Genomic DNA, 19,969 nt, shown 5'->3' on the forward strand with positions numbered 1-19,969 from the left:
TTTTTAGTTCCATCGGTACATATAAGAGATAATTTGGACTTAATGCCTGGTGCTTATCGCATTACATTGATGGGGGTGATTGTCGGTGAAGCGGAAATATATCCTGATCGCGATTTGGCTATCAATCCGGGGCAAGTATTTGGTACGTTGAAGGGTGTGGATGTGAAAGATCCCGCTTTTGGACTGGATGCGACATGGGTAGAGTTAAGCTTGCGTGAACAGGCTCAGACGCTTGGTTATACCGTTGTAGATGCAAGTACAGTTGTTGCTACGCATTTAAATCAAATCCTGCAGAGCCATGCACATGAACTCTTGGGTCATGAAGAAGTTCAGCAGTTATTAGATATGCTAGCTAAAGGTTCTCCTAAGTTAGTTGAGGATCTTGTTCCTGCAAAATTGTCGATCAGTAGTCTTTTGAAAGTTTTGCAAAGCTTGCTTATGGAGCAAGTTCCATTGAAAGATTTCAGGAGTATTGCTGAAGCATTGTCTGAAGCAGTGGCCCGAACTCAGGATCCAGTTGCATTAACGGCCGCAGTTCGAGTGGCGATATCTAGACTGATTGTTCAAACTGTTAATGGATCAGAGGCAGAAATTCCTGTAATAACTATGGATCCTCAGCTTGAGCAGTTGTTGTTAAATTCCGTACAGCAAAGTCAGCAGGCTGGAGAGAGTGGCATGGTTCTTGAGCCGGGAATGGCAGAGCGATTGCAAACATCGTTGATAGCGGCGGCTCAAAAGCAGGAAATGTTAGGTCAGCCTTCTATTTTATTGGTAGCAGCACCTGTTAGGCCTCTTATGTCAAAATTTGTACGCTATAGTGAACAGCTGATTCATGTTCTTTCTTATCAAGAAATACCTGAAAATAAAAAAATAACGATTGTGGCAACCGTGGGCGGTCAAAATGCTTAAGGTGATGGTAGTGGGTAACTCATCATTGGTGAGGTGTTTATGAAAGTGAAACGTATTTTTGCCCCTGATATGCGTCAAGCCATGCGACGTGCCAGAGAAGAGATTGGGCCTGATGCTGTTATTGTATCAAACCATCGTGTGGCGGGTGGTGTTGAGGTTGTTGCTGCGCATGAGCATGAGTTTGAAGCGGCTCAATCTGAATTTAAACGTGATTATGAGAAGAAAAAGCGAAAAGATGAGCAAGTAAGTATATTGACTGGTGATCGAAGTAGATTAGATTTAGATGATGAGCTTAAAAAAGCACGTGTACGCATTGCAGAAGCGAATGAGCAGATTGAGAGTGAGCCGCTTTATCACGCAGAAGGAAAGCGGAATCTTCAAATTGAGCAGGATGATGAAGATGATCTGCATGCGATTCTTGAATCGCTAAAAAATCGCCAAGAAGCACGTAAAGCAACTATTCTGGATGAATACGACGAAGAGCCTGTAGCCCCAAAGCAGGCTATGCCAATAGCGCTTTCGCAAGAAAACCCTGCAATAGAAAGTATGCAGCAGGAAATTCAGCAGCTGAAGTCATTGCTTGAACAACAGATGCAAGTTCCATCACGCAAAGTGTGGGTTGAAGAATCACCTCAACGAAAATCAGCTATGCCGGTAAGCGTTGAAGAAAAGCTGGTTAAGCGGTTCGAGAGAATAGGGTTGAGCAATTCGTTAATGTCTCAGCTGACTCGCGGCCTTGAAGGTGATTTGGACGTAGCGAAAGCTTGGCGTATTACTTTATCTAAGTTAACAGATGCAGTTCCGGTGATAAGTGAAGACTATATTGCTCGAGGCGGTATGATTGCTTTTGTTGGGCCCACAGGTGTAGGGAAAACAACGTCGATAGGGAAGTTGGCGGCACGCTATGTGCTTCAGCATGGGAGTGCAAGCTTGGCACTTGTTACAACAGATACCTACCGTATTGCAGCACATGAGCAATTAAGGACCTTTGGGCGTATTCTTGATGTTCCAGTTAGAGTCGTAGATGAAAATAATTCTTTGGAAGATGTGTTGTTATCACTTCGAGGGAAGCGCTTAGTTCTCATTGATACCGCGGGAATGAGCCATCATGAAGGCCCTAGTGAAGCGCAAAAAGAGATGCTGACAAGCGTCTCTGTTCGGCTGAAAAAGCTACTAGTGTTGTCTTGTTCTAGTCAGCGGCAGGTTTTGGAAGACGCTTACGATAATTATCATAGCATTGGCTTAAATGGTTGTGTCTTAAGTAAATTGGATGAATCTGGTAGTTTAGGTGAGGCTTTGAGTTTGGTTGTTGAGAAGGCGTTACCCATTGCTTATGTCACGGATGGGCAAAAAGTACCAGACGATATTGAAGTTGCCCAACGTAATGATCTTGTGAGTAGGGCAGTTATTACTGCGCAAAAAACACTGGAAAGAGAGCGTGCTCGCGCGTTGTCTGCAACGGGAGGAGAGTCTGAACTTTCGTCAGCCGGCTGAGTACAGACATAATTGATGAAAAAGCAGCATTCAGTGAAAGTTATCGCGGTAACTGGCGGTAAAGGTGGCGTTGGTAAAACAAATGTCTCGGTTAATCTGTCGATTGCCTTGGGAGAAGTGGGGCGTCGAACCGTATTAATGGATGCTGATCTTGGGTTGGCTAATGTTGACGTTATGTTGGGTTTGCGTCCGAAGAAGAATATTAGTGATGTGCTTTCTGGAGAGTGCCGCCTAACAGACGTTATGTTAGATGTAACAAATAATGTTCGTATTGTGCCTGCTTGTTCAGGCACGCAAGAAATGACATCGCTTAGTGCTCATGAACATGCAGAATTGGTCTATGCTTTTAATGAAGTGGCAGAAGAGATAGATGTTTTGGTGATCGATACGGCTGCCGGTATATCTGAATCGGTGGTAAGTTTTGTTCGGGCGGCCCAAGAAGTACTTGTGGTGGTCTGTGATGAACCTACTTCTATTACAGACGCTTATGCGCTTATTAAGTTGTTAAATAGAGACTATCGTATGACGCGTTTTAGGGTGCTGGCCAATATGGTAGATACTGATGTTGAAGGTAGGAATATGTTTAATAAGCTTTCAACTGTCACTGATCGCTTTCTGGATGTTACACTTCAATACGTTGGCTCAATACCTTATGATGAGCATGTAAGAAAATCAGTACGACGCCAAATCCCTGTTTTGAAAGCATTTCCTAAATGCAAAGCAGCTATTTCGTATCGTCAGCTCGCCAAGAAAGTAGATGACTGGCCAGTGCAAGATGCTCCTAGAGGGCACTTGGAGTTCTTTGTAGAACGATTGGTACAGGGTGTTTAAATTTCGGGTCTGGAAAGGGGCTCCATGTATAACCCGCTAGAAATTTCGTCAAGTCATGAGCTCATTGAGCAATATGCGCCACTGGTAAAACGTATCGCCTATCATATGATGGGAAGGCTACCTGCAAGTGTTGTATTAGATGATTTAATACAAGCAGGTATGATCGGTTTGCTTGAGGCTGCAAAAAAATACGATGCCACTAAGGGCGCAAGTTTTGAAACCTACGCTGGTATTAGAATTCGTGGGTCTATTATCGATGAAGTGCGCAGAGGCGATTGGACTCCTCGTTCAGTTCATCGTAATAGTCGTCGTATCTCACAAGCGATCCAAGTATTAGAGTCCTCCTTAGGGCGCGATGCTACAGATACTGAGATAGCGGCAGAAATGGATATTAGTGTTGGTGATTACCACGACTTACTAAAAGATTCGGTGGAAAGCCGTCTGTTTAGCTTTGAGGAAATGACAAGCTCTGATGGAGATCGTCCAGGAGAACAGTTGTCAGGTGTAGAGCCGAGTCCCATAGCTCATACAGAAAAAAACGCTTTTAAAATGGCATTGGCAGGCGCCATTGAGTCATTACCTGATCGCGAAAAACTAGTGCTTTCACTTTATTATGATGAAGAGCTAAACCTCAAAGAAATTGGGGAAGTATTGGGTGTGAGTGAGTCTCGAGTAAGCCAAATTCACAGTCAAGCAGCCCATCGACTTCGTGGTCGATTGAGAGAATGGCAATAAATTTTTGCGGATCTCTCCTTTTTTCCGAAAAATGGTCTAAATTCTAATCAGGCTAACATGATAAATCGGGTGCATTAACTCACATGCTTCTGAATTGGGGGATATTGTCTTGAAAAAAGACATTAAGATTCTTGTAGTTGACGACTTTTCAACAATGAGACGTATTATAAAAAATCTGTTACGTGATCTTGGATTTAACAATGTCATTGAAGCAGACGATGGAAAAACGGCTTTGCCTATCTTGCAACAAGGTGGCATACAATTTCTAGTGACAGATTGGAACATGCCAGGTATGACCGGTATTGATTTAGTCCGAGCAGTGCGAGCTGATCCTAAGCTAGCAGGTATGCCTATATTAATGGTGACAGCGGAGGCTAAGCGTGAGCAAATTATCGCTGCAGCTCAAGCTGGAGTTAATGGTTATGTAATTAAGCCATTTACTGCTGCTGTGTTGAAAGAAAAGATAGATAAGATTTTTCAACGCATTGAAAGTTAATCTGTTAAGGACCTTATTAATATGACTGAAGCAGATTTTCCGCAAGGGCTGGATGGTTTTGAGTCCTTGCTACGAGACAAAGCAGCAGAGTTAGTTGAAGTCGTAGGCAGTGGTGATATTAATGGCGCTCTGACTATTATTAATGATTTGCAGCAGGTTAAACATCTGGCTTTTTATAATGAAGTTGGATATCTGACACGTGGGCTTCATGAAGCTATTAAATCTTTTTCTGATGATGTGAAAGTACAGGGTGAAGCTGAAGGTGCTGAAGATAATTCCATTCAGGGAATGGCAGATGCATCGGAAAGGCTAAGCTATGTTATTGAACTGACTGAAAAAACATCTCATGAAACAATGGATCGTGTTGATAAATCATTAGCATTGGTTGATAAAATGGATGAGCAGAGTGGACGCTTTGCGGATTTATTATCAATGGTAGGGCAGTTGGAAGCTGAGTTTGAAGGGCTGCGTGGCGGGTATGATCGTACATGCCAGCTCACAAAAGAGTCCGAGCAAACAGTAAAGGATTTACGAGCAGAGCTTACAGAAATATTAGTTGCTCAGAGCTATCAAGATATAACAGGACAACTTATTCGCCGGGTGATAACGCTGGTGACTCAAGTTGAAGGTAGCCTGGTTCAATTGATGGATATGGCCGCAAAAGTTGAGCGTATTAGTGGGCTACATGTAGAGAAGCCTGCAAGTAATATTAATCAGAAAGCGAAAAAAGACCCAATTGAAGCAGAGGGGCCACAGTTAGCTGGAAGTAATAATCCAGAAGTGGCTGGTGATCAAGATGATGTTGATGACCTGTTATCAAGTTTAGGTTTTTGAATAGGAGCTTCTAATGAGCTTTGATGTTGATAACGAAATTCTCGAAGATTTTCTTGTTGAAGCAGGAGAGATACTAGAACAACTTTCTGAACAGTTAGTTGATCTGGAAAAGTCGCCTGATGATGTGGACCTGCTTAACTCGATTTTTCGAGGTTTCCATACGGTAAAAGGTGGTGCGGGTTTTCTTCAGCTAGATGCGATGGTGGATTGCTGTCATAGGGCTGAAAACTTATTTGACCTGCTGCGTAATGGTAGTGTCAAAGTAACTCCAGACCTCATGGATGTGGTTTTACAATCGCTAGACGCTGTCAATATTATGTTTGGGAATGTAAGGGCAGGAGAAGAGCTTCAAGTAGCTTCTCCCGTCTTGCTTCAAAAACTTGCCGACTATGCTTCAGGCTCAGTGGAGGCTGTTGAAGAGACTGCTTCTGCAGTTATAGATGCTCCTATAGAAGAAATCAAAAACGTCGATGTTATTGAACCAAGCTCTAGTGATGACTTTGATATGTTGCTAGACGATATTGCTCCAGAAACGGAAGTGACGTCGAGTGTCGAAGATGATGGTTTGATTACTGAAGACGAGTTTGAAGCGTTATTAAATGATTTGCACGGTGATGGAGCGCCTGGCGTATCGGGATCTTCTGAGGTGGTAGAGAGTGCTAAACCTGCAGATAGTGGTTTAATTTCTGAAGATGAGTTTGAAAACTTATTAGATGAGCTGCAGTCGCATGGTCAAGGTGCATTTGCGAGTTCAGACGTTTCACCTGCAGAGCCTTCTGCTGTAGTGGCTGTAAAAGAACCAGAGGCCCCTGTTGAAGCGAGTAAACCTGTCGTTGCCGAAAAAAGTGCTCCGGTGGCACCTGCTGCTGCTTCGTCGAATAAAATTGTCACTCCTGAGAGTAATGTTCGGGTTGATACACGCCTATTAGATAAAATAATGAACATGGTGGGTGAGCTGGTACTGGTACGAAACCGGCTTGTTCGTTTGGGTGGCGCTCGTGAAGACGAAGAGATGACCAAGGCGCTCGGCATACTTGATATGGTGACAGCAGACTTGCAAATGTCTGTGATGAAAACGCGCATGCAACCAGTCAAGAAAGTATTCGGACGTTTTCCTCGTTTGATACGTGACCTTTCTCGCAGCTTAAAGAAAGAAATACGCTTGGAGCTTCGCGGAGAGGAGACAGACCTAGATAAAAATTTAGTAGAAGCGCTTGCTGATCCATTGATTCACTTGGTGCGTAACTCTGTAGATCATGGTATTGAGTCTCCTGTAATCCGGGAAGGTACGGGTAAGCCGCGAGAAGGACATGTGTTACTGTCTGCTGAGCAAGAAGGTGACCATATCCTGTTAATAATACAGGATGACGGAGCTGGGATGGACCCAGAGAAGCTTCGAAAGCTTGCCGTTAGCCGTGGGATGCTGGAAGAAGAAGCTGCTAACCGTTTGTCTGAGCAAGAATGCTTTAACTTGATTTTTCAGGCTGGCTTTTCGACCAAAACGGAGGTGTCAGATGTCTCTGGTCGTGGTGTAGGCATGGATGTGGTCAAAACAAAAATTACACAGCTTAATGGAACGTTGCATATAGATTCAGTTTTGGGCCAGGGAACGCGAATTGCTATCCAAGTTCCTTTGACATTGGCAATTATGCCAACGCTGATGGTGGTATTAGAGAACCAAGCTTTTGCATTGCCTTTGGTGAATGTGAATGAGATTTTCAATCTAGACTTAACGAAGACAAATGTCGTCGATGGACAGCAAGTCATTATTGTAAGGGACCAAGCTTTACCTCTGTTCCATATGAAGCGCTGGTTGGTTAAAGGGCAAGAGAATGCTGAGCTTCCAGAGCAGGGGCATGTCGTTATTCTAACCGTTGGGACGTTACGCGTCGGTTTTGTGGTTGACCAACTAGTTGGGCAGGAAGAAGTTGTAATTAAGCCACTGGGTACAATCTTACACGGAACACCCGGCTTGTCAGGTGCAACGATTACAGGTGATGGACGAATTGCATTAATTATTGATATTCCTAATTTGCTGAAACGTTATGCGTCATAGTAAATACTGTTTGAATAGGAGATATCATGCCGGTAAAAGTATTAATAGTTGATGATTCCGGTTTCTTCAGGCAGCGTATCAATGATTTCTTATCGAACGATCACCGTTTAGAAGTTGTTGGTACTGCAACCAATGGGCGTGAAGCGGTAGAGCTGACCAAGCAGCTGAAGCCAGATGTCGTTACTATGGATGTGGAAATGCCTCTTCTTAATGGCATTGAAGCTGTTCGAATTATCATGCGTGATAATCCTACAAATGTATTGATGTTATCTTCGCTGACTCATGAAGGTGCTCAGGTTACTTTACAAGCTTTAGAAGCTGGGGCTGCCGATTACCTGACGAAAGATATCCGTTCTTGGATAAATAAATCTAACTTGATGCAAAACACACTGGTTGAGCGTGTAGTCGCTCTTGGTCAGAGTAAAGGGGTGAGGCGTAAGCCTGCTTTTGCAACAAGGCCTTTGAAGGCAGGAGCAACATCTAGCATTCACACATATGGAAGCGCTAGTTCAAATCTCGCTAAAAAGATTGAGAGAAAGCCCACGGAATTAGCGTCTGCTAAACCGGTGGTTAGTAAGCCAGGGCAGGTTTTAGGGCATGTGAAAAGAACGAGCCATACAGCTAGTTTTCCGAGTAACTGCAAACTTGTGGTTATTGGCTCCTCTACAGGCGGGCCTGCTGCATTACAGACTATTTTAACAGAATTGCCTGCATCGTTTCCGTATCCCATCTTACTTGTTCAGCACATGCCTAAGACATTTACATCCGTTTTTGCTTCCCGTTTGAATCAGCAGTGTGCGATCGAAGTAAAAGAAGCGGAAGATGGAGATCGGTTTATACCAGGTCGTGCTTTATTAGTACCTGGTGGACATCAGGCAATGATAGAAAGTCGGCAACCAGACCGAGTCAAGATACTGCTGGGAGATGAGCGGCTAACTTACCGCCCTAGTGTTGATATCGCCTATGCAGCCGCCGCAAAAGTTTATGGAAATAAGGTGTTAGCTTTGATTTTGACAGGGATGGGTGCAGATGGTGCAGATGGTGCTCGGTTGCTTAAACAATCTGGGGCTACAATCTGGGCTCAAAATGAGGCTAGCTGTACAATTTACGGAATGCCTCAAGCTGTTATTAAAGCGGGGCTTGCTGATGACATATTGGACCTGAATGATATATCTAGATTGCTAACGAGTGGTGGTAAGTAGTTTTCTTTGAATTGTATTCAAGGTAAAGCATTGTATTAAAAGATATATCATGAGTTATTATTGTTAAAGTAGACGCAGTTATACTGGGAATATGCTATGCAGGTTTGGGCAATTGCAAATCAAAAAGGTGGTGTTGGGAAAACAACGACAGTAGTGACTTTAGCTGGTCTGTTGGCAGAAGTGGGCTACAATGTTTTGATGATCGATCTTGATCCACATGGATCATTAACTAGTTATTTTCATTATGACCCTGATGAATTAGATCATAGTGTTTATGATCTTTTCGTTACACAACACGATATTACTAAGAGTCAGGTTAATTCGTTGTTATGCGACACATCTGTTGAGCGTATTCAGTTATTACCCGCGTCTACTGCCATGGCAACTTTAGAAAGACGAGCGATAGAGCATCAGGGTATGGGGTTGCAGGTCGCCAAAGCGATAAATCATCTTAAAGATCAGTATGACTACGTTTTAATTGATAGCCCTCCCGTTTTAGGTGTTCTTATGGTAAATGCGTTAGCGGCATGCAATCACCTGATTGTGCCGGCGCAGACTGAATTCCTTGCTTTAAAAGGGTTAGAGAGAATGGTTCGAACGATTAGTATGATTAATCGTGCCCGCAAGAAGAAATTAAAATATACAATAATTCCTACATTTTACGACCGACGCACCCAAGCATCGGTGAGTTGTTTACGTGAGCTCCATAAGTGTTACCCAGATGAGTTGGCAAGCGCTGTGATACCTGTTGATACAAAGTTTAGAAACGCTAGCATGAAGGGGGTGGTGCCATCATCACTAGATGCTGGTAGTCGAGGAGTTCATGCTTATGCTCGCTTGTTACGCTCTTTAATTGAGCAGCGGAGGTAGATGGTTCATGAATAAGAAGAACTCTACAGGCCGTCAGCAGCAAGTTGTATTTGATTATCTTGAAGCGTTGTTAATGGATCCTTCTGAGGAAGCCGAAAACAGTGTAGATAATGACCTTGAAGAAACGAAAGTTGCTTCTGCTAGTGAAGAATTGCTTGCGCAGGCTGAACCAATGGACACACTGATAACAGAGCCAGAGCCAGAGCCAGAGCCAGAGCCAGAGCCAGAGCCAGAGCCAGAGCCAGAGCCAGAGCCAGAGCCAGAGCCAGAGCCAGAGCCAGAGCCAGTTTTAATTGAAGGTGAACTCAATTGTATCTTGGTGAGCGTCTGTGGGCTTAAATTAGCTATCCCATTTGATGGTATCGAAGGCGTGCTGTCTTTAGGTACTGTTACATTACAATTAAGTAATGAATATGATTGGGTTCTGGGTAGCTTCGGAAAATCACACGTATCTACTACAATTATAGATACGGGTCATTGGTTGCTTGGAGATAGATATGACCCTATGCTCTCTCGTTATGAAGAACTAGTAGTGCTTGACGGTAAGGATTGGGCTTTAGCATGTGATGATCTTGTAAAGTCAGTACGCATACCGCACAGTAGTATTAAAATGAATAGTAATAAGCAGGGTCGTCCTTGGATGTTGGGGACCTACATGGCAGAGCGTTGTGCAGTTGTAGATATTTCGGCATTTGTTGCTCAGTTGGAACAAGCAAGTAAATCAGGTTAAGGTGCGATACTTGATCTGAAGTAGGGTGGTGTGTTGACAGAAACAAGTGTGTTGTTGATTTCTTTATTGGTTGTAGTGGTCTTTTTATTTGCCGGTATAAGTATGTTTACTTTTTATAGGCAAAAACAGCATGAGCGCCAATACAAAGCTTTAGTGACCGTTTTGCGAAATGAAATTCGCTCAATGACGGGTAGTTCTATTGGGATGGGAAAGCGTTTAGTTGATATTGAGAAAAAACTAAACATAACCGTAGAAAAACAACTAGAACTTGAGAATAGAGACCCTGGTGAACTGGCCTATAACCAAGCTGCTCGATTAATGGAAATGGGTGCAGATGTAGATGATCTTGTAAAAGACTGCGGTATTGGAAGGCCTGAAGCAGAGTTAATGGCTTTGTTGCATAAAGAGCTTCATACCCACACCGGTTTAGAAAAAAAGCATTAAGCTTTATTTTTCAAATTGTAAGCAAAGGCGATCACTTCGGCTATAGCTTTATAAAGTGCTTCGGGTATTTCTTCCCCTATCTCAAGACGTATTAACACCTCTAACAATTCTGGGCTTTGGTGTATGTGAATGTCGTGCTCATCCGCTAAAGCTATTATTTGTTGCGCAATGTCTCCTTTTCCCTTGGCAACAACAGTTGGTGCACTTGAGGTACCGTGGTTATATTTTAAAGCTACTGCTGTCGTTTTCTTTTCTTTGTTCATGTTTTGATATCAATTAGTTGTTTTTGAACAGGCGCTTTTTGGGGTTGGTGCTTTCCTTGCTTGCAGCTTAATGTCGGTACACTAAGTCCGAGCGTGTTGAGCTGAGCTTTGAAATCGCTAAGCCTATCTTTTATTGATGATGCAGTATTATGGTCTGAACAAACAAAGGCAGCAGTTAATTCATTTTGTTCTTGGTTTAGACTGAGTTCTGCATCCACACTTCCAGACTTTTCTAAATCAAAATGTAGTCGTACCTTCCAGATAGTTTCATGTTCGAGTCGGCTATTCTGTTGGCTTCTATGACTGATTCGCAATTCGACATTTTCTAGTACGTTTTGATTGCGGATAGGCAGGTCTAATTGAAAAAAACGTTCATTGGACTCTACTCTTTCCTGTTTGCTTTGTAGGCTGCTAAGTTGGTTGGTAGTTATCCGAGCTAACATTTTGCCAACTGTTGATTGAATGATCTGTTTTTGCGAAATGGGTAATTGTTCAGCTAATGCTTGCACCTTTCCAAGAAACTGCTTCATGTCAGTAGGAGATGCTTGATTCTTGTTTAATTTATTCTCTGTAAAGAGACCACCAAAATGAATATTTTGTTTGATGGTTTGTTGGGCCTCTGCAGCGCCAGGTTGTACACCGAAAAGTTGCATTAAAGACTGTACAACTTTATCAATTTTTCCTGCGGTGTTTGTGTTGCTCGCCTGAGAAAGGGATAAAAGTTGCTGAATTCCTGAGGTTAAAGTTATCTGTTGAGGAAGCAGTTCACGTAAATTGTTATTTATTGATACTGCTTGTTGGGGTGTAAGTACGGGCATTGAGGTGGAAGTGGAAGACGTAGCGATTGGTTGTGTCCAGCTAATAGAGAATTGATCAGAATGATTACGAGAAATTTGTATTTGTTGTAAGGGGGGAAGGTTGGATGATGTTTTTAATGTGAGATTTGAGCCTTTAATGCTCACTGTTAGAGTGTTGGTGGGCTGCTCAGTAGTATATTTTGGTCCCTGAATTTGCGTTGGTGTAATAGTACTTGTCTGCTGTTGACTGGGTCTGGCGGTTTGTTCTGTTGATTGATTCTTTTGAGTTATTAGAGGTGCTTGTATTAGAGGGGAAGGGGGTGCTGTTTTCGTTTGTGTTGAGCTTCCTTGCGTATTACCCGCTGGTGCTGGTTGAGTGTCGTTGATTTTTGGTGAAGGGCTGTGTTGTGTTTGAGTCTGCTGAGGCTTGTTTGCAGTGCTAACGTCAGTGCGAGGTAGGTTTATAGTTTGTGGTGTTGCTGGTTGTGACTTAGTAGAAGTAGGTGGTGTCGATATCGTTTCAGATTGAACTGCTGTTTTTGAGTGTTGTAAAAGTGTTGGATTTAATGGAGAGGCCGTTTTTTGAGAGTTTGTCGTTGGTAACCCAATAGTTTGTGACGTTACTTTTGCGGTGACTGTTTGGCCGCGCGGAATTGTGTTTAATAACGTAATAGAGTCTTTTTCAGAGCGAATGATAGGAGAAACTGGAACTTGATATGTTCTTGATGCATCTGTTTTGTTGGCCAGAGTAGGAGGAGATGCTGCTTTTTCACTAATAGTTGGCGGCGCTAATTTAATGCTTAATTGCCCATCACTTGTACGAGAAATTAGAACTTTACTACCGGCCGGTAAGGGGTGTTGAGTCTTTAGCTCCATCAAGGTGTTGTTGGTCTCTAACTTTAGTCTGAATACATTAGGCGTTAGCTTATCTTGTGAGACCTGTCGAACAGTTGCCTGTAAGCTCCCGTTGGCAGGAATAAGTTTGTTGGCACTTCCCGCACTCGCTTTACCCGTCGAATCGAGAAGGGATAGGGATTGAGGGGTAATTGTGTTCATGAATACACACTTTTTAAAGTAAATCTGATCAAGAGCAATGTCCCAGCTGAGTCTTATTTGTATATAATGCTTTTCCTAATGCATCGGCCATTAACCTATTTAGTGTAGCGCGATACTTTTTAAAGCGCAGTATTTGAGGAAAAGCTGTTGTTAGAACCGTTGTTAAGAGTGATTGACCTGTATTGCGAACGAGATGAGCGCATTCTGTTTGAAGGTCTCGCTTTTGATCTTTCCTGCGGAGAGCTTATGCAAATTGAGGGCTCTAATGGTAGCGGAAAGACCACTTTGCTAAGAATTTTGAGTGGTCTATCTGGTGACTATGAAGGAGAAGTTTTTTGGCGTGGTAAGCCTGTTGCTAAGGTAAAAGATGATTTTTTTTCATCGTTACTTTATTTCGGGCATCAGCCAGGTGTTAAAGGAATGTTGACGCCTGTTGAGAATTTGCAATGGTATAGCGCTATTCATCCTGCGCTGCTGGTTGAAAGAATTAACTGTGCACTAGAAGTAGTTGGTCTAAAAGGCTATGAAGATGTGCCTTGTCATTCTTTATCTGCTGGCCAGAATCGTAGAGTGAGCCTAGCGCGATTGTATATGAATACTGCTAAGTTATGGATTTTAGACGAACCCTTTACTGCCATAGATAAAAAGGGAGTTGCGGCTAAAGAACGACTGCTAGCTGATCATGTAGCTTCGGGTGGGAGTGTTATTTTAACAACTCATCATGATTTGACCTCTTGCGGCGCGGTTACGAAGGTTAATCTTGATCAATTAATGGGAACTTGATGGCTGAATTGTGTACTAACTCTGCGGAATCATCGATGCGGAAACTATTCTCAGCCGTTTTGAAAAGGGACTTGTTGCTGTCTTTTCGGCGAAAGAGTGATTTGGTAAACCCTTTGATATTTTTTGTTATGGTCGCCACCTTATTTCCTCTAGGTGTTAGTCCTGAACCAAACTTTTTGGCAGAGGTGGCGCCTGGTGTGGTGTGGGTTGCTGCTCTTTTAGCAACACTGCTGTCGTTAGATGGTATATTTCGTTCAGATTATGAAGATGGCACTTTAGAGCAAGTGATTTTAAGCCCTCAACCACTAATGGTAGTTTGTTTGGCGAAAGTGATAGCGCACTGGATGACGACGGGGCTGCCGTTAGCATTAATGTCTCCTTTGCTTGGTGTGATGCTGTTTTTACCAGCTACAGCTATGTTAGGTATGGTAATGAGCTTGCTAATTGGTACGTTAGTCTTAAGCCTTGTCGGTGCTATTGGAGCAGGATTGACAGTCGGTTTGAAGCGCGGCGGTGTGTTGATTTCTTTATTGGTATTGCCGTTATATATTCCCGTGCTGATTTTTGGTTCTGGAGCTGTTCAAGCAGCAGTAGCTGGCTTGCCCTTAGAGGGGTATCTAGCACTGCTTGGCGCTATGTTGGCCTTAGGTATGGTTTTGGCTCCATTTGCAATTAGTGCGTCCGTTCGCATCTCAGTTAGTGGCTAAGAGGTTATGAAGTATGGCAGGAAGTAGTTGGTTGCCGCGCTGGTTCTTTCAACTGGCATCACCTCGGTGGTGTTATGATATTACAGGTAAGTTACTGCCAGGTTTTTTTGTAGCAGCAATTTTATTAGTAGTAGCTGGTGTTGTATGGGCGCTGGCCTTTGCTCCACCGGATTATCAACAAGGGAATAGTTTTCGGATCATGTATCTTCATGTTCCCTCCGCTATTCTTGCGCAGTCCTGTTATATGCTAATGGCTGTTGCCGGGGCTGTTGGGCTTATTTGGAAAATTAAAGTTGCAGATATGGTAGCGTATGCCTGTGCACCTATTGGTGCTTCTATTGCCGTAATGGCGCTTGCTACAGGCGCTATTTGGGGGAAGCCTACGTGGGGGTCATGGTGGGTATGGGATGCGCGCTTAACGTCTATGCTTATTTTGCTTTTCCTCTATATGGGTGTGATGGCTTTGTATGCAGCAATGGATAATGAGTCCATGGCTGCAAAAGCCGCTTCTGTTCTATCTTTGGTAGGTTTGGTCAATATTCCTATCATTAAGTATTCCGTTGAATGGTGGAACACTTTGCACCAGCCGGCGACATTCACGTTAACTGAAAAGCCCGCTATGCCAATTGAAATGTGGTTGCCTTTGTTGGTTATGGTGATTGGTTTTTACTGCTTTTTTTCTGTGTCTTTAATGTTAAGGCTACGTAATGAAATTATTCGCCGAGAGCGTCGCTCTGGTTGGGTTCGTGAGTTAATTGCTTCCAAGTGAGGTTGTAGTGCAGTTCGAAACAATGTCTGAATTTATCACGATGGATGGCCATGGACTTTATGTATGGTTGTCATACGGGATTGGAGTCTCGATTATTGTCGGGAATCTAGTCTTGCCATTATTTAAACGTAAAGAGCTAATGAAAAGCCTAGCTCGGCGCCTACGTAGGGAGAACAATACTCAATGAATCCTAAACGGAAAAAGAGGCTGGCCCTCGTAATATTTTTGGTGGTGGGCGTTAGCGTGGCTGTAGGTTTGGCGTTGTATGCATTAAATCAAAATATAAACCTGTTTTATTCACCGTTACAGATTGTTAATGGTGAGGCACCTCAAGATACGCGTATTCGCGCTGGTGGCATGGTTGTTGAGGGTAGTGTAATACGGGATCAGCAAAGTTTGCATGTGAAGTTCGAAATGACTGATTATGCCAAAACAGTAGCGGTTGAATATACGGGTATTCTTCCTGACTTGTTCCGTGAAGGGCAAGGTATCGTCGCGCAAGGCTCTTTGGATGCACAAGGGGTTTTTCAGGCAGTGGAAGTGCTAGCAAAACATGATGAAAACTACATGCCTCCAGAAGTGGCTGATGCATTGGAAAAGTCCGGGAACATGCCGGTTCCTCCTAAAGAGGCGTATAACAAATGATTCCTGAGCTTGGGCAATACTCACTCATATTGGCTTTAAGTCTTTCTGTTCTATTGGCAGTAGTGCCTCTTATTGGCGCGTATACTGCTAATAATTTGTGGATGGGCTTTGCTCGCCCTCTATCTAAAGCGCTGTTTCTATTCTTGCTAATCAGCATGATGTGTCTTGGCTATGCTTTTTTGACAGATGACTTTTCAGTAGCGTATGTCGCAAACAACTCTAACTCTGCTTTGCCTGTGTACTACAAGTTTAGTGCTATTTGGGGGGGGCATGAAGGATCTTTATTGCTATGGGTCTTTATATTAGGTGGTTGGACTTATGCTGTAGCTGTAAAAAGCTCTGAATTACCTTTGGATATAGTGGCTCGTGTATTGTCAGTCATGGGGATGATAAGTATTGGTTTTACATCGTTTACCTTGATGACATCGAGCCCTTTTACGCGCCTTCTTACTAATACACCATTGGAAGGAGGAGACCTTAATCCTTTGTTGCAGGATATAGGTCTGATTATTCATCCTCCAATGCTTTATATGGGTTATGTGGGGTTCTCTGTTGCATTTGCATTTGCAATAGCTGCACTGATGAGTGGACGTCTTGATGCTGCGTGGGCGCGTTGGTCACGTCCGTGGACGAATGTAGCGTGGGCGTTTCTGACTATAGGCATCGTATTGGGAAGTTGGTGGGCCTACTATGAACTTGGTTGGGGCGGTTGGTGGTTTTGGGATCCTGTTGAGAACGCATCCTTTATGCCATGGTTGGTGGGAACCGCGCTGGTTCATAGCTTAGCAGCGACAGAGAAACGCGGCGTGTTTAAAAGTTGGACAGTATTGCTTGCTATCTTTGCTTTCTCTTTAAGCTTATTAGGTACTTTCTTAGTACGCTCAGGAGTTTTAACATCTGTTCATGCATTTGCTTCAGACCCCGAGCGAGGCTTTTTTGTATTAGTCTTACTTAGTATAACGGTGGGCGGCTCATTTCTACTGTATGCCATTAAAGCTGCGCATGTTAAAAGCGAGTCGTCTTTCGAATTGGTATCTAGAGAAAGCTTTTTGCTGATAAACAATATTATGCTGGTCATTGTGTGCATGATGGTTTTACTCGGCACGTTATATCCATTGATTATAGACGCGATGTCTCTTGGTAAGATCTCTGTGGGGCCTCCTTATTTTAATGCGTTATTTGTACCGTTGGTTGCTGTAATGGTCGTTTTCATGGGAGTTGGTTCTATTGCACGCTGGAAAAAAACAGAACCAAACTATTTATTAAAACAACTGGGTATTCCTGCTGTAGCTGCTATTGCGCTTGGGTGTGCTTTTCCATTGATTTACGCAGGTACATTTGAACTTAAAACAGCACTAGGAATGGTGTTGGCTTTCTGGGTGGTAATAGCCGTTTTACGTGACCTGTTCAATAAAATCAGAAACAAACGTACGGTTTCTGCTGGCCTGAATGGTTTATCTCGTAGTTACCTAGCTATGATGCTGGCTCATATTGGTGTTGCTGTATCTATCACGGGCGTAGCATTAGTCTCTATTTATAATGAAGAACGTGATCTAAGAATGATGCCGGGTGATACTTTAGCATTCGAGAATTTTACTTTTATATTTGAAGGCTCTAAAAGCATTGAAGGTCCAAACTACACATCAGATATGGGCGTACTTACCGTGTTGAAAAACGATAAGCCACATTCTGTTATGTATCCTGAAAAACGCCTTTATACGGCCCGCGGTAATGTGATGACTGAAGCAGATATTGATCCTGGCTTGTTGGGGGATCTATATGTTGCCATGGGAGAGCCGTTAGAAGGTGGTGCTTGGGCTATTCGTGTTCAATATAAACCTTTCGTACGTTGGATATGGCTGGGTGGATTAATGATGGCGTTCGGAGGAGTCTTGGCTGCAAGTGATCCGCGTTACCGAAAGCAACTAGCGCGCAAAACGACTAAAAATAAGTCGCTCTCCGCAGAATCCGTAGCCGCTTAAGGAACATTAATATGCGTCGTTTAGTACTTTTTGTTCCATTATTTATTTTTGTTGTAATGGGAGGCTTGTTTTGGAAAGGTTTGCAACTAGACCCTACAGAGCTGCCTTCAGCACTTCTTGATAAGCCTGTACCAGAGTTTACTTTGCCTTCATTGCAAGATGGCAACCGTATGCTTACGCAAAAGGATTTACAAGGAAAAGCAGCATTAGTTAATGTGTGGGCCACGTGGTGTCCTACGTGTAAGCAAGAGCATGCGCAGTTAAATAAAATAGCGCGCGAAGAAGGTGTTGTTATTTACGGTATTAACTACAAAGATGACAGAGGAGCTGCAAAAGAGTGGCTGCGCCGCTACAGAGATCCTTATGCATTGAATATATATGATGAAGAAGGAACGCTGGGTTTAGATCTAGGTGTATATGGTGCACCTGAAACGTATGTTTTAGATGCACAGGGTATTATTCGCTATAAGCATGTAGGTGCAGTGACTGAGAAAGTATGGTCGAAGTTGCGTACTGTAATGCAGCAAATTTCTACAAAGTCTCAGGGGTAAGTATGAGATTACTTATAGTGGTTTTTACATTGTTGTTTTCGATGGTAGCTAGCGCAACTATTGATACGTATGAATTTAAGGATGATGTATCACGGGAGCGCTTTCAGCAATTAACAAATGAGTTGCGTTGTCCTAAATGCCAGAATCAAAACTTGGCCGGATCTAATTCGCCAATAGCATCTGATTTGCGGCGTGAGATATACAGGATGGTTAGCGCTGGTGAAAATGATGACCAAATCGTTGATTTTATGGTGACCCGCTATGGCGAATTTGTGCTTTATCGTCCAAGAGTTACGGAGAGTACGTGGGTTTTATGGTACGGCCCTTTCGTCTTGCTTGCTATCGGTGCTGTTGTGATTTTGTTACTGACTCGTAAGCGAAAAAAGACAAATGTTATTGATAAAACACTAAATGATCAGGATCAAGTTCGCTTGGCAACATTGCTCGATAAGGGAAAGGATAAATGATTCAATTATGGTTAGGAATTGCACTGCTAACATTGGTAGCGCTTTCGTTTGTGTTTATCCCTTTTCTTAAAGCAAAAAAATCTGAACAGGCAATCGTTGAAGTAGGCCGTAAACACAAAAATATTGATATTTTTCAGGAGCGCTTATCTGAGCTGGATGCTGAGAGGGCTGCTGGGAATTTACAAGACCAAGAATACGATGCATTAAAGCTAGAGCTTGAAAAAAATCTTCTAGAAGATGCAAGTGATGACGATGTTAATGTTGTTAAGCAAACAGTTGGTACAAAACAGTTGTTAACCGTAACTTTAATGGCGCTATTTGTACCGGTAATTTCATTTGGCTTATATTTTGAATATGGAAGTGCTCGACAATTACAAGTGGCAATGGAGCATCCAGTACAGCTCGAGAATGGTGAGCAGCCAACAGTAAATGAAGCAATTCAGATGCTAGTGAGTGAACTAACAGCGAATCCAGAAAATTCTGAAGGGTGGTATGTATTAGCTACGACTTATATGAGTCTTGGAGAATTTGATAAAGGTGTGTCCAGTTTTAAACGTGTACTAGAGATATTGCCTAATGATGCACCTCAATATGTGGGCGTAATGGGTCAGTATGCTCAAGGTTTGTACTTTGCTAAGGGCGGTAAAATGGATCAAGAAGTGAGGCAACAGATTCAGCGGACACTTGATCGAGAACCACTGGAAGTAACCTCGTTGGGCTTATTGGGCATTGATGCGTTTGAGCAGTCTCGTATGGAAGAAGCTATTGGTTATTGGCGTAAAGCATTGACTAATGCAGAACCTGCTGCTGCGGAGTCTTTAAAAGTAGGTATCCAAAGGGCGTTGGAGCAGTTGGTTCAAGAGGGGAAAACAGTGCCTGATGTTCCTGAACTTGTCGGTGCTTCGGTTCAGTTAAAAGTTGCTATAGATTCACAGCTGAGTGGAAAGCTGAACCCAGAGCAAACAGTCTTTGTATTTGCTAAACCTGTGGGCGGAAGAATGCCAGTAGCTGCGGTACGTTTAACGGTCGGAGAGTTACCGAAAATAATAACGCTTGATGATAGCTTAGCAATGACGCCGCAAACAAAGCTGTCATTACACCCAAATGTTGAAATAGGTGCTCGAATTTCTATGACTGGCCAGCCTCAGGCCGCTGCAGGTGATTTGCAGTCAGCAACTGTTCTTGTTTCGGTTAAAGAGTTATCTGAGCCGGTAAACCTTCTTATTGATCAGATTGTTCAGTAGAGCGGTTCGGTTTATAGTAAGCGTATGATTGAGTTAATGTTTTCTGAGGCAAGTGGTTAAACATGGATATCGGCTTAAGAGAGTGGCTAATAATTGGGGGACTT

Annotated in this window: 22 protein-coding genes; 20 read left to right on the forward strand and 2 right to left on the reverse strand. The window is 43.1% G+C overall.

The window, feature by feature from the left end:
* The 11 genes from QZZ55_RS00410 to QZZ55_RS00460 form a co-directional block, all read left to right on the forward strand.
* A partial coding sequence (locus QZZ55_RS00410) for an FHIPEP family type III secretion protein (protein WP_293264140.1) occupies positions 1-909 on the forward strand: 909 nt, incomplete at its 5' end.
* A gap of 39 nt (positions 910-948) precedes the next feature.
* A complete protein-coding gene (gene flhF, locus QZZ55_RS00415) occupies positions 949-2,403 on the forward strand; it encodes a flagellar biosynthesis protein FlhF (protein WP_293264142.1) in 1,455 nt (484 codons plus the stop codon).
* Positions 2,404-2,418: 15 nt separating this feature from the next.
* Entirely contained in the window at positions 2,419-3,234 is an 816-nt protein-coding gene (locus QZZ55_RS00420) for a MinD/ParA family protein (protein WP_293264144.1), read from the forward strand.
* 24 nt (positions 3,235-3,258) lie between these two features.
* A complete protein-coding gene (locus QZZ55_RS00425; protein ID WP_293264146.1) occupies positions 3,259-3,969 on the forward strand; it encodes an RNA polymerase sigma factor FliA in 711 nt (236 codons plus the stop codon).
* Positions 3,970-4,078: 109 nt separating this feature from the next.
* Positions 4,079-4,465 (forward strand): chemotaxis response regulator CheY, encoded by a 387-nt coding sequence (gene cheY / locus QZZ55_RS00430; RefSeq protein ID WP_293264148.1) that lies wholly within the window; start codon positions 4,079-4,081, stop codon positions 4,463-4,465.
* 21 nt (positions 4,466-4,486) lie between these two features.
* Positions 4,487-5,299 carry a protein phosphatase CheZ gene (locus QZZ55_RS00435; RefSeq protein WP_293264150.1) on the forward strand — a complete coding sequence of 271 codons (813 nt, stop codon included), beginning with the start codon at positions 4,487-4,489 and terminating at the stop codon, positions 5,297-5,299.
* Positions 5,300-5,312: 13 nt separating this feature from the next.
* Positions 5,313-7,355 (forward strand): chemotaxis protein CheA, encoded by a 2,043-nt coding sequence (locus QZZ55_RS00440; protein ID WP_293264152.1) that lies wholly within the window; start codon positions 5,313-5,315, stop codon positions 7,353-7,355.
* Positions 7,356-7,381: 26 nt separating this feature from the next.
* Complete coding sequence (locus QZZ55_RS00445) at positions 7,382-8,557, forward strand: chemotaxis response regulator protein-glutamate methylesterase (protein ID WP_293264154.1); 1,176 nt, start codon at positions 7,382-7,384, stop codon at positions 8,555-8,557.
* A 96-nt stretch (positions 8,558-8,653) separates the two neighbouring features.
* Entirely contained in the window at positions 8,654-9,427 is a 774-nt protein-coding gene (locus QZZ55_RS00450; RefSeq protein ID WP_293264156.1) for a ParA family protein, read from the forward strand.
* Between the two features lie 7 nt (positions 9,428-9,434).
* Entirely contained in the window at positions 9,435-10,157 is a 723-nt protein-coding gene (locus tag QZZ55_RS00455; protein ID WP_293264158.1) for a chemotaxis protein CheW, read from the forward strand.
* A gap of 33 nt (positions 10,158-10,190) precedes the next feature.
* A complete protein-coding gene (locus QZZ55_RS00460) occupies positions 10,191-10,601 on the forward strand; it encodes a DUF2802 domain-containing protein (protein ID WP_293264160.1) in 411 nt (136 codons plus the stop codon).
* Here QZZ55_RS00460 and QZZ55_RS00465 read toward each other — a convergent pair.
* Positions 10,598-10,864 (reverse strand): EscU/YscU/HrcU family type III secretion system export apparatus switch protein, encoded by a 267-nt coding sequence (locus tag QZZ55_RS00465; RefSeq protein ID WP_293264161.1) that lies wholly within the window; start codon positions 10,862-10,864, stop codon positions 10,598-10,600. The two genes, QZZ55_RS00460 and QZZ55_RS00465, sit on opposite strands and share 4 nt — an antisense overlap.
* The gene (locus QZZ55_RS00470) at positions 10,861-12,717 is read right to left on the reverse strand and encodes a flagellar hook-length control protein FliK (protein ID WP_293264162.1); all 1,857 of its coding nucleotides are present in this window, start codon (positions 12,715-12,717) and stop codon (positions 10,861-10,863) included. Before QZZ55_RS00470 ends, QZZ55_RS00465 begins: the two co-directional genes overlap by 4 nt.
* A gap of 147 nt (positions 12,718-12,864) precedes the next feature.
* On the opposite strand from QZZ55_RS00470, the gene ccmA reads away from it, so the two are divergent.
* The 9 genes from ccmA to ccmI are packed head-to-tail and all read left to right on the forward strand — an operon-like array spanning position 12,865 to position 19,865.
* The gene (gene ccmA / locus QZZ55_RS00475) at positions 12,865-13,500 is read left to right on the forward strand and encodes a cytochrome c biogenesis heme-transporting ATPase CcmA (protein WP_293264163.1); all 636 of its coding nucleotides are present in this window, start codon (positions 12,865-12,867) and stop codon (positions 13,498-13,500) included.
* Positions 13,501-13,535: 35 nt separating this feature from the next.
* Complete coding sequence (gene ccmB / locus QZZ55_RS00480) at positions 13,536-14,207, forward strand: heme exporter protein CcmB (protein WP_293264165.1); 672 nt, start codon at positions 13,536-13,538, stop codon at positions 14,205-14,207.
* A 13-nt stretch (positions 14,208-14,220) separates the two neighbouring features.
* Positions 14,221-14,976 carry a heme ABC transporter permease gene (locus tag QZZ55_RS00485; protein ID WP_293264167.1) on the forward strand — a complete coding sequence of 252 codons (756 nt, stop codon included), beginning with the start codon at positions 14,221-14,223 and terminating at the stop codon, positions 14,974-14,976.
* A 22-nt stretch (positions 14,977-14,998) separates the two neighbouring features.
* A complete protein-coding gene (ccmD, locus tag QZZ55_RS00490) occupies positions 14,999-15,163 on the forward strand; it encodes a heme exporter protein CcmD (protein WP_293264169.1) in 165 nt (54 codons plus the stop codon).
* Complete coding sequence (ccmE, locus tag QZZ55_RS00495) at positions 15,160-15,621, forward strand: cytochrome c maturation protein CcmE (RefSeq protein ID WP_293264171.1); 462 nt, start codon at positions 15,160-15,162, stop codon at positions 15,619-15,621. Before ccmD ends, ccmE begins: the two co-directional genes overlap by 4 nt.
* A complete protein-coding gene (locus QZZ55_RS00500) occupies positions 15,618-17,603 on the forward strand; it encodes a heme lyase CcmF/NrfE family subunit (protein WP_293264173.1) in 1,986 nt (661 codons plus the stop codon). Before ccmE ends, QZZ55_RS00500 begins: the two co-directional genes overlap by 4 nt.
* 11 nt (positions 17,604-17,614) lie before the next feature.
* The gene (locus QZZ55_RS00505) at positions 17,615-18,154 is read left to right on the forward strand and encodes a DsbE family thiol:disulfide interchange protein (protein WP_293264175.1); all 540 of its coding nucleotides are present in this window, start codon (positions 17,615-17,617) and stop codon (positions 18,152-18,154) included.
* Between the two features lie 2 nt (positions 18,155-18,156).
* Complete coding sequence (locus QZZ55_RS00510; protein ID WP_293264177.1) at positions 18,157-18,621, forward strand: cytochrome c-type biogenesis protein; 465 nt, start codon at positions 18,157-18,159, stop codon at positions 18,619-18,621.
* Positions 18,618-19,865 carry a c-type cytochrome biogenesis protein CcmI gene (ccmI, locus tag QZZ55_RS00515; protein WP_293264179.1) on the forward strand — a complete coding sequence of 416 codons (1,248 nt, stop codon included), beginning with the start codon at positions 18,618-18,620 and terminating at the stop codon, positions 19,863-19,865. The genes QZZ55_RS00510 and ccmI overlap by 4 nt, the downstream gene beginning before the upstream one ends.
* Positions 19,866-19,969: the final 104 nt, after the last annotated feature.

The organism is Neptunomonas sp. (assembly GCF_016744175.1).
In the GTDB taxonomy this organism is placed as follows: domain Bacteria; phylum Pseudomonadota; class Gammaproteobacteria; order Pseudomonadales; family Balneatricaceae; genus Neptunomonas.

What these genes read in the sequence shown, in the direction of transcription:
- QZZ55_RS00510 (WP_293264177.1), top strand. Translation starts at nt 18,157, where the DNA reads ATGAGATTACTTATAGTGGTTTTTACATTGTTGTTTTCGATGGTAGCT.
- ccmD (WP_293264169.1), top strand. Translation starts at nt 14,999, where the DNA reads ATGTCTGAATTTATCACGATGGATGGCCATGGACTTTATGTATGGTTG.
- QZZ55_RS00505 (WP_293264175.1), top strand. Translation starts at nt 17,615, where the DNA reads ATGCGTCGTTTAGTACTTTTTGTTCCATTATTTATTTTTGTTGTAATG.
- QZZ55_RS00420 (WP_293264144.1), top strand. Translation starts at nt 2,419, where the DNA reads ATGAAAAAGCAGCATTCAGTGAAAGTTATCGCGGTAACTGGCGGTAAA.
- QZZ55_RS00425 (WP_293264146.1), top strand. Translation starts at nt 3,259, where the DNA reads ATGTATAACCCGCTAGAAATTTCGTCAAGTCATGAGCTCATTGAGCAA.
- QZZ55_RS00445 (WP_293264154.1), top strand. Translation starts at nt 7,382, where the DNA reads ATGCCGGTAAAAGTATTAATAGTTGATGATTCCGGTTTCTTCAGGCAG.
- flhF (WP_293264142.1), top strand. Translation starts at nt 949, where the DNA reads ATGAAAGTGAAACGTATTTTTGCCCCTGATATGCGTCAAGCCATGCGA.
- QZZ55_RS00455 (WP_293264158.1), top strand. Translation starts at nt 9,435, where the DNA reads ATGAATAAGAAGAACTCTACAGGCCGTCAGCAGCAAGTTGTATTTGAT.
- QZZ55_RS00440 (WP_293264152.1), top strand. Translation starts at nt 5,313, where the DNA reads ATGAGCTTTGATGTTGATAACGAAATTCTCGAAGATTTTCTTGTTGAA.
- QZZ55_RS00500 (WP_293264173.1), top strand. Translation starts at nt 15,618, where the DNA reads ATGATTCCTGAGCTTGGGCAATACTCACTCATATTGGCTTTAAGTCTT.
- ccmB (WP_293264165.1), top strand. Translation starts at nt 13,536, where the DNA reads ATGCGGAAACTATTCTCAGCCGTTTTGAAAAGGGACTTGTTGCTGTCT.
- QZZ55_RS00465 (WP_293264161.1), bottom strand. Translation starts at nt 10,864, where the DNA reads ATGAACAAAGAAAAGAAAACGACAGCAGTAGCTTTAAAATATAACCAC.
- ccmE (WP_293264171.1), top strand. Translation starts at nt 15,160, where the DNA reads ATGAATCCTAAACGGAAAAAGAGGCTGGCCCTCGTAATATTTTTGGTG.
- QZZ55_RS00470 (WP_293264162.1), bottom strand. Translation starts at nt 12,717, where the DNA reads ATGAACACAATTACCCCTCAATCCCTATCCCTTCTCGATTCGACGGGT.
- QZZ55_RS00435 (WP_293264150.1), top strand. Translation starts at nt 4,487, where the DNA reads ATGACTGAAGCAGATTTTCCGCAAGGGCTGGATGGTTTTGAGTCCTTG.
- QZZ55_RS00450 (WP_293264156.1), top strand. Translation starts at nt 8,654, where the DNA reads ATGCAGGTTTGGGCAATTGCAAATCAAAAAGGTGGTGTTGGGAAAACA.
- ccmI (WP_293264179.1), top strand. Translation starts at nt 18,618, where the DNA reads ATGATTCAATTATGGTTAGGAATTGCACTGCTAACATTGGTAGCGCTT.
- QZZ55_RS00485 (WP_293264167.1), top strand. Translation starts at nt 14,221, where the DNA reads ATGGCAGGAAGTAGTTGGTTGCCGCGCTGGTTCTTTCAACTGGCATCA.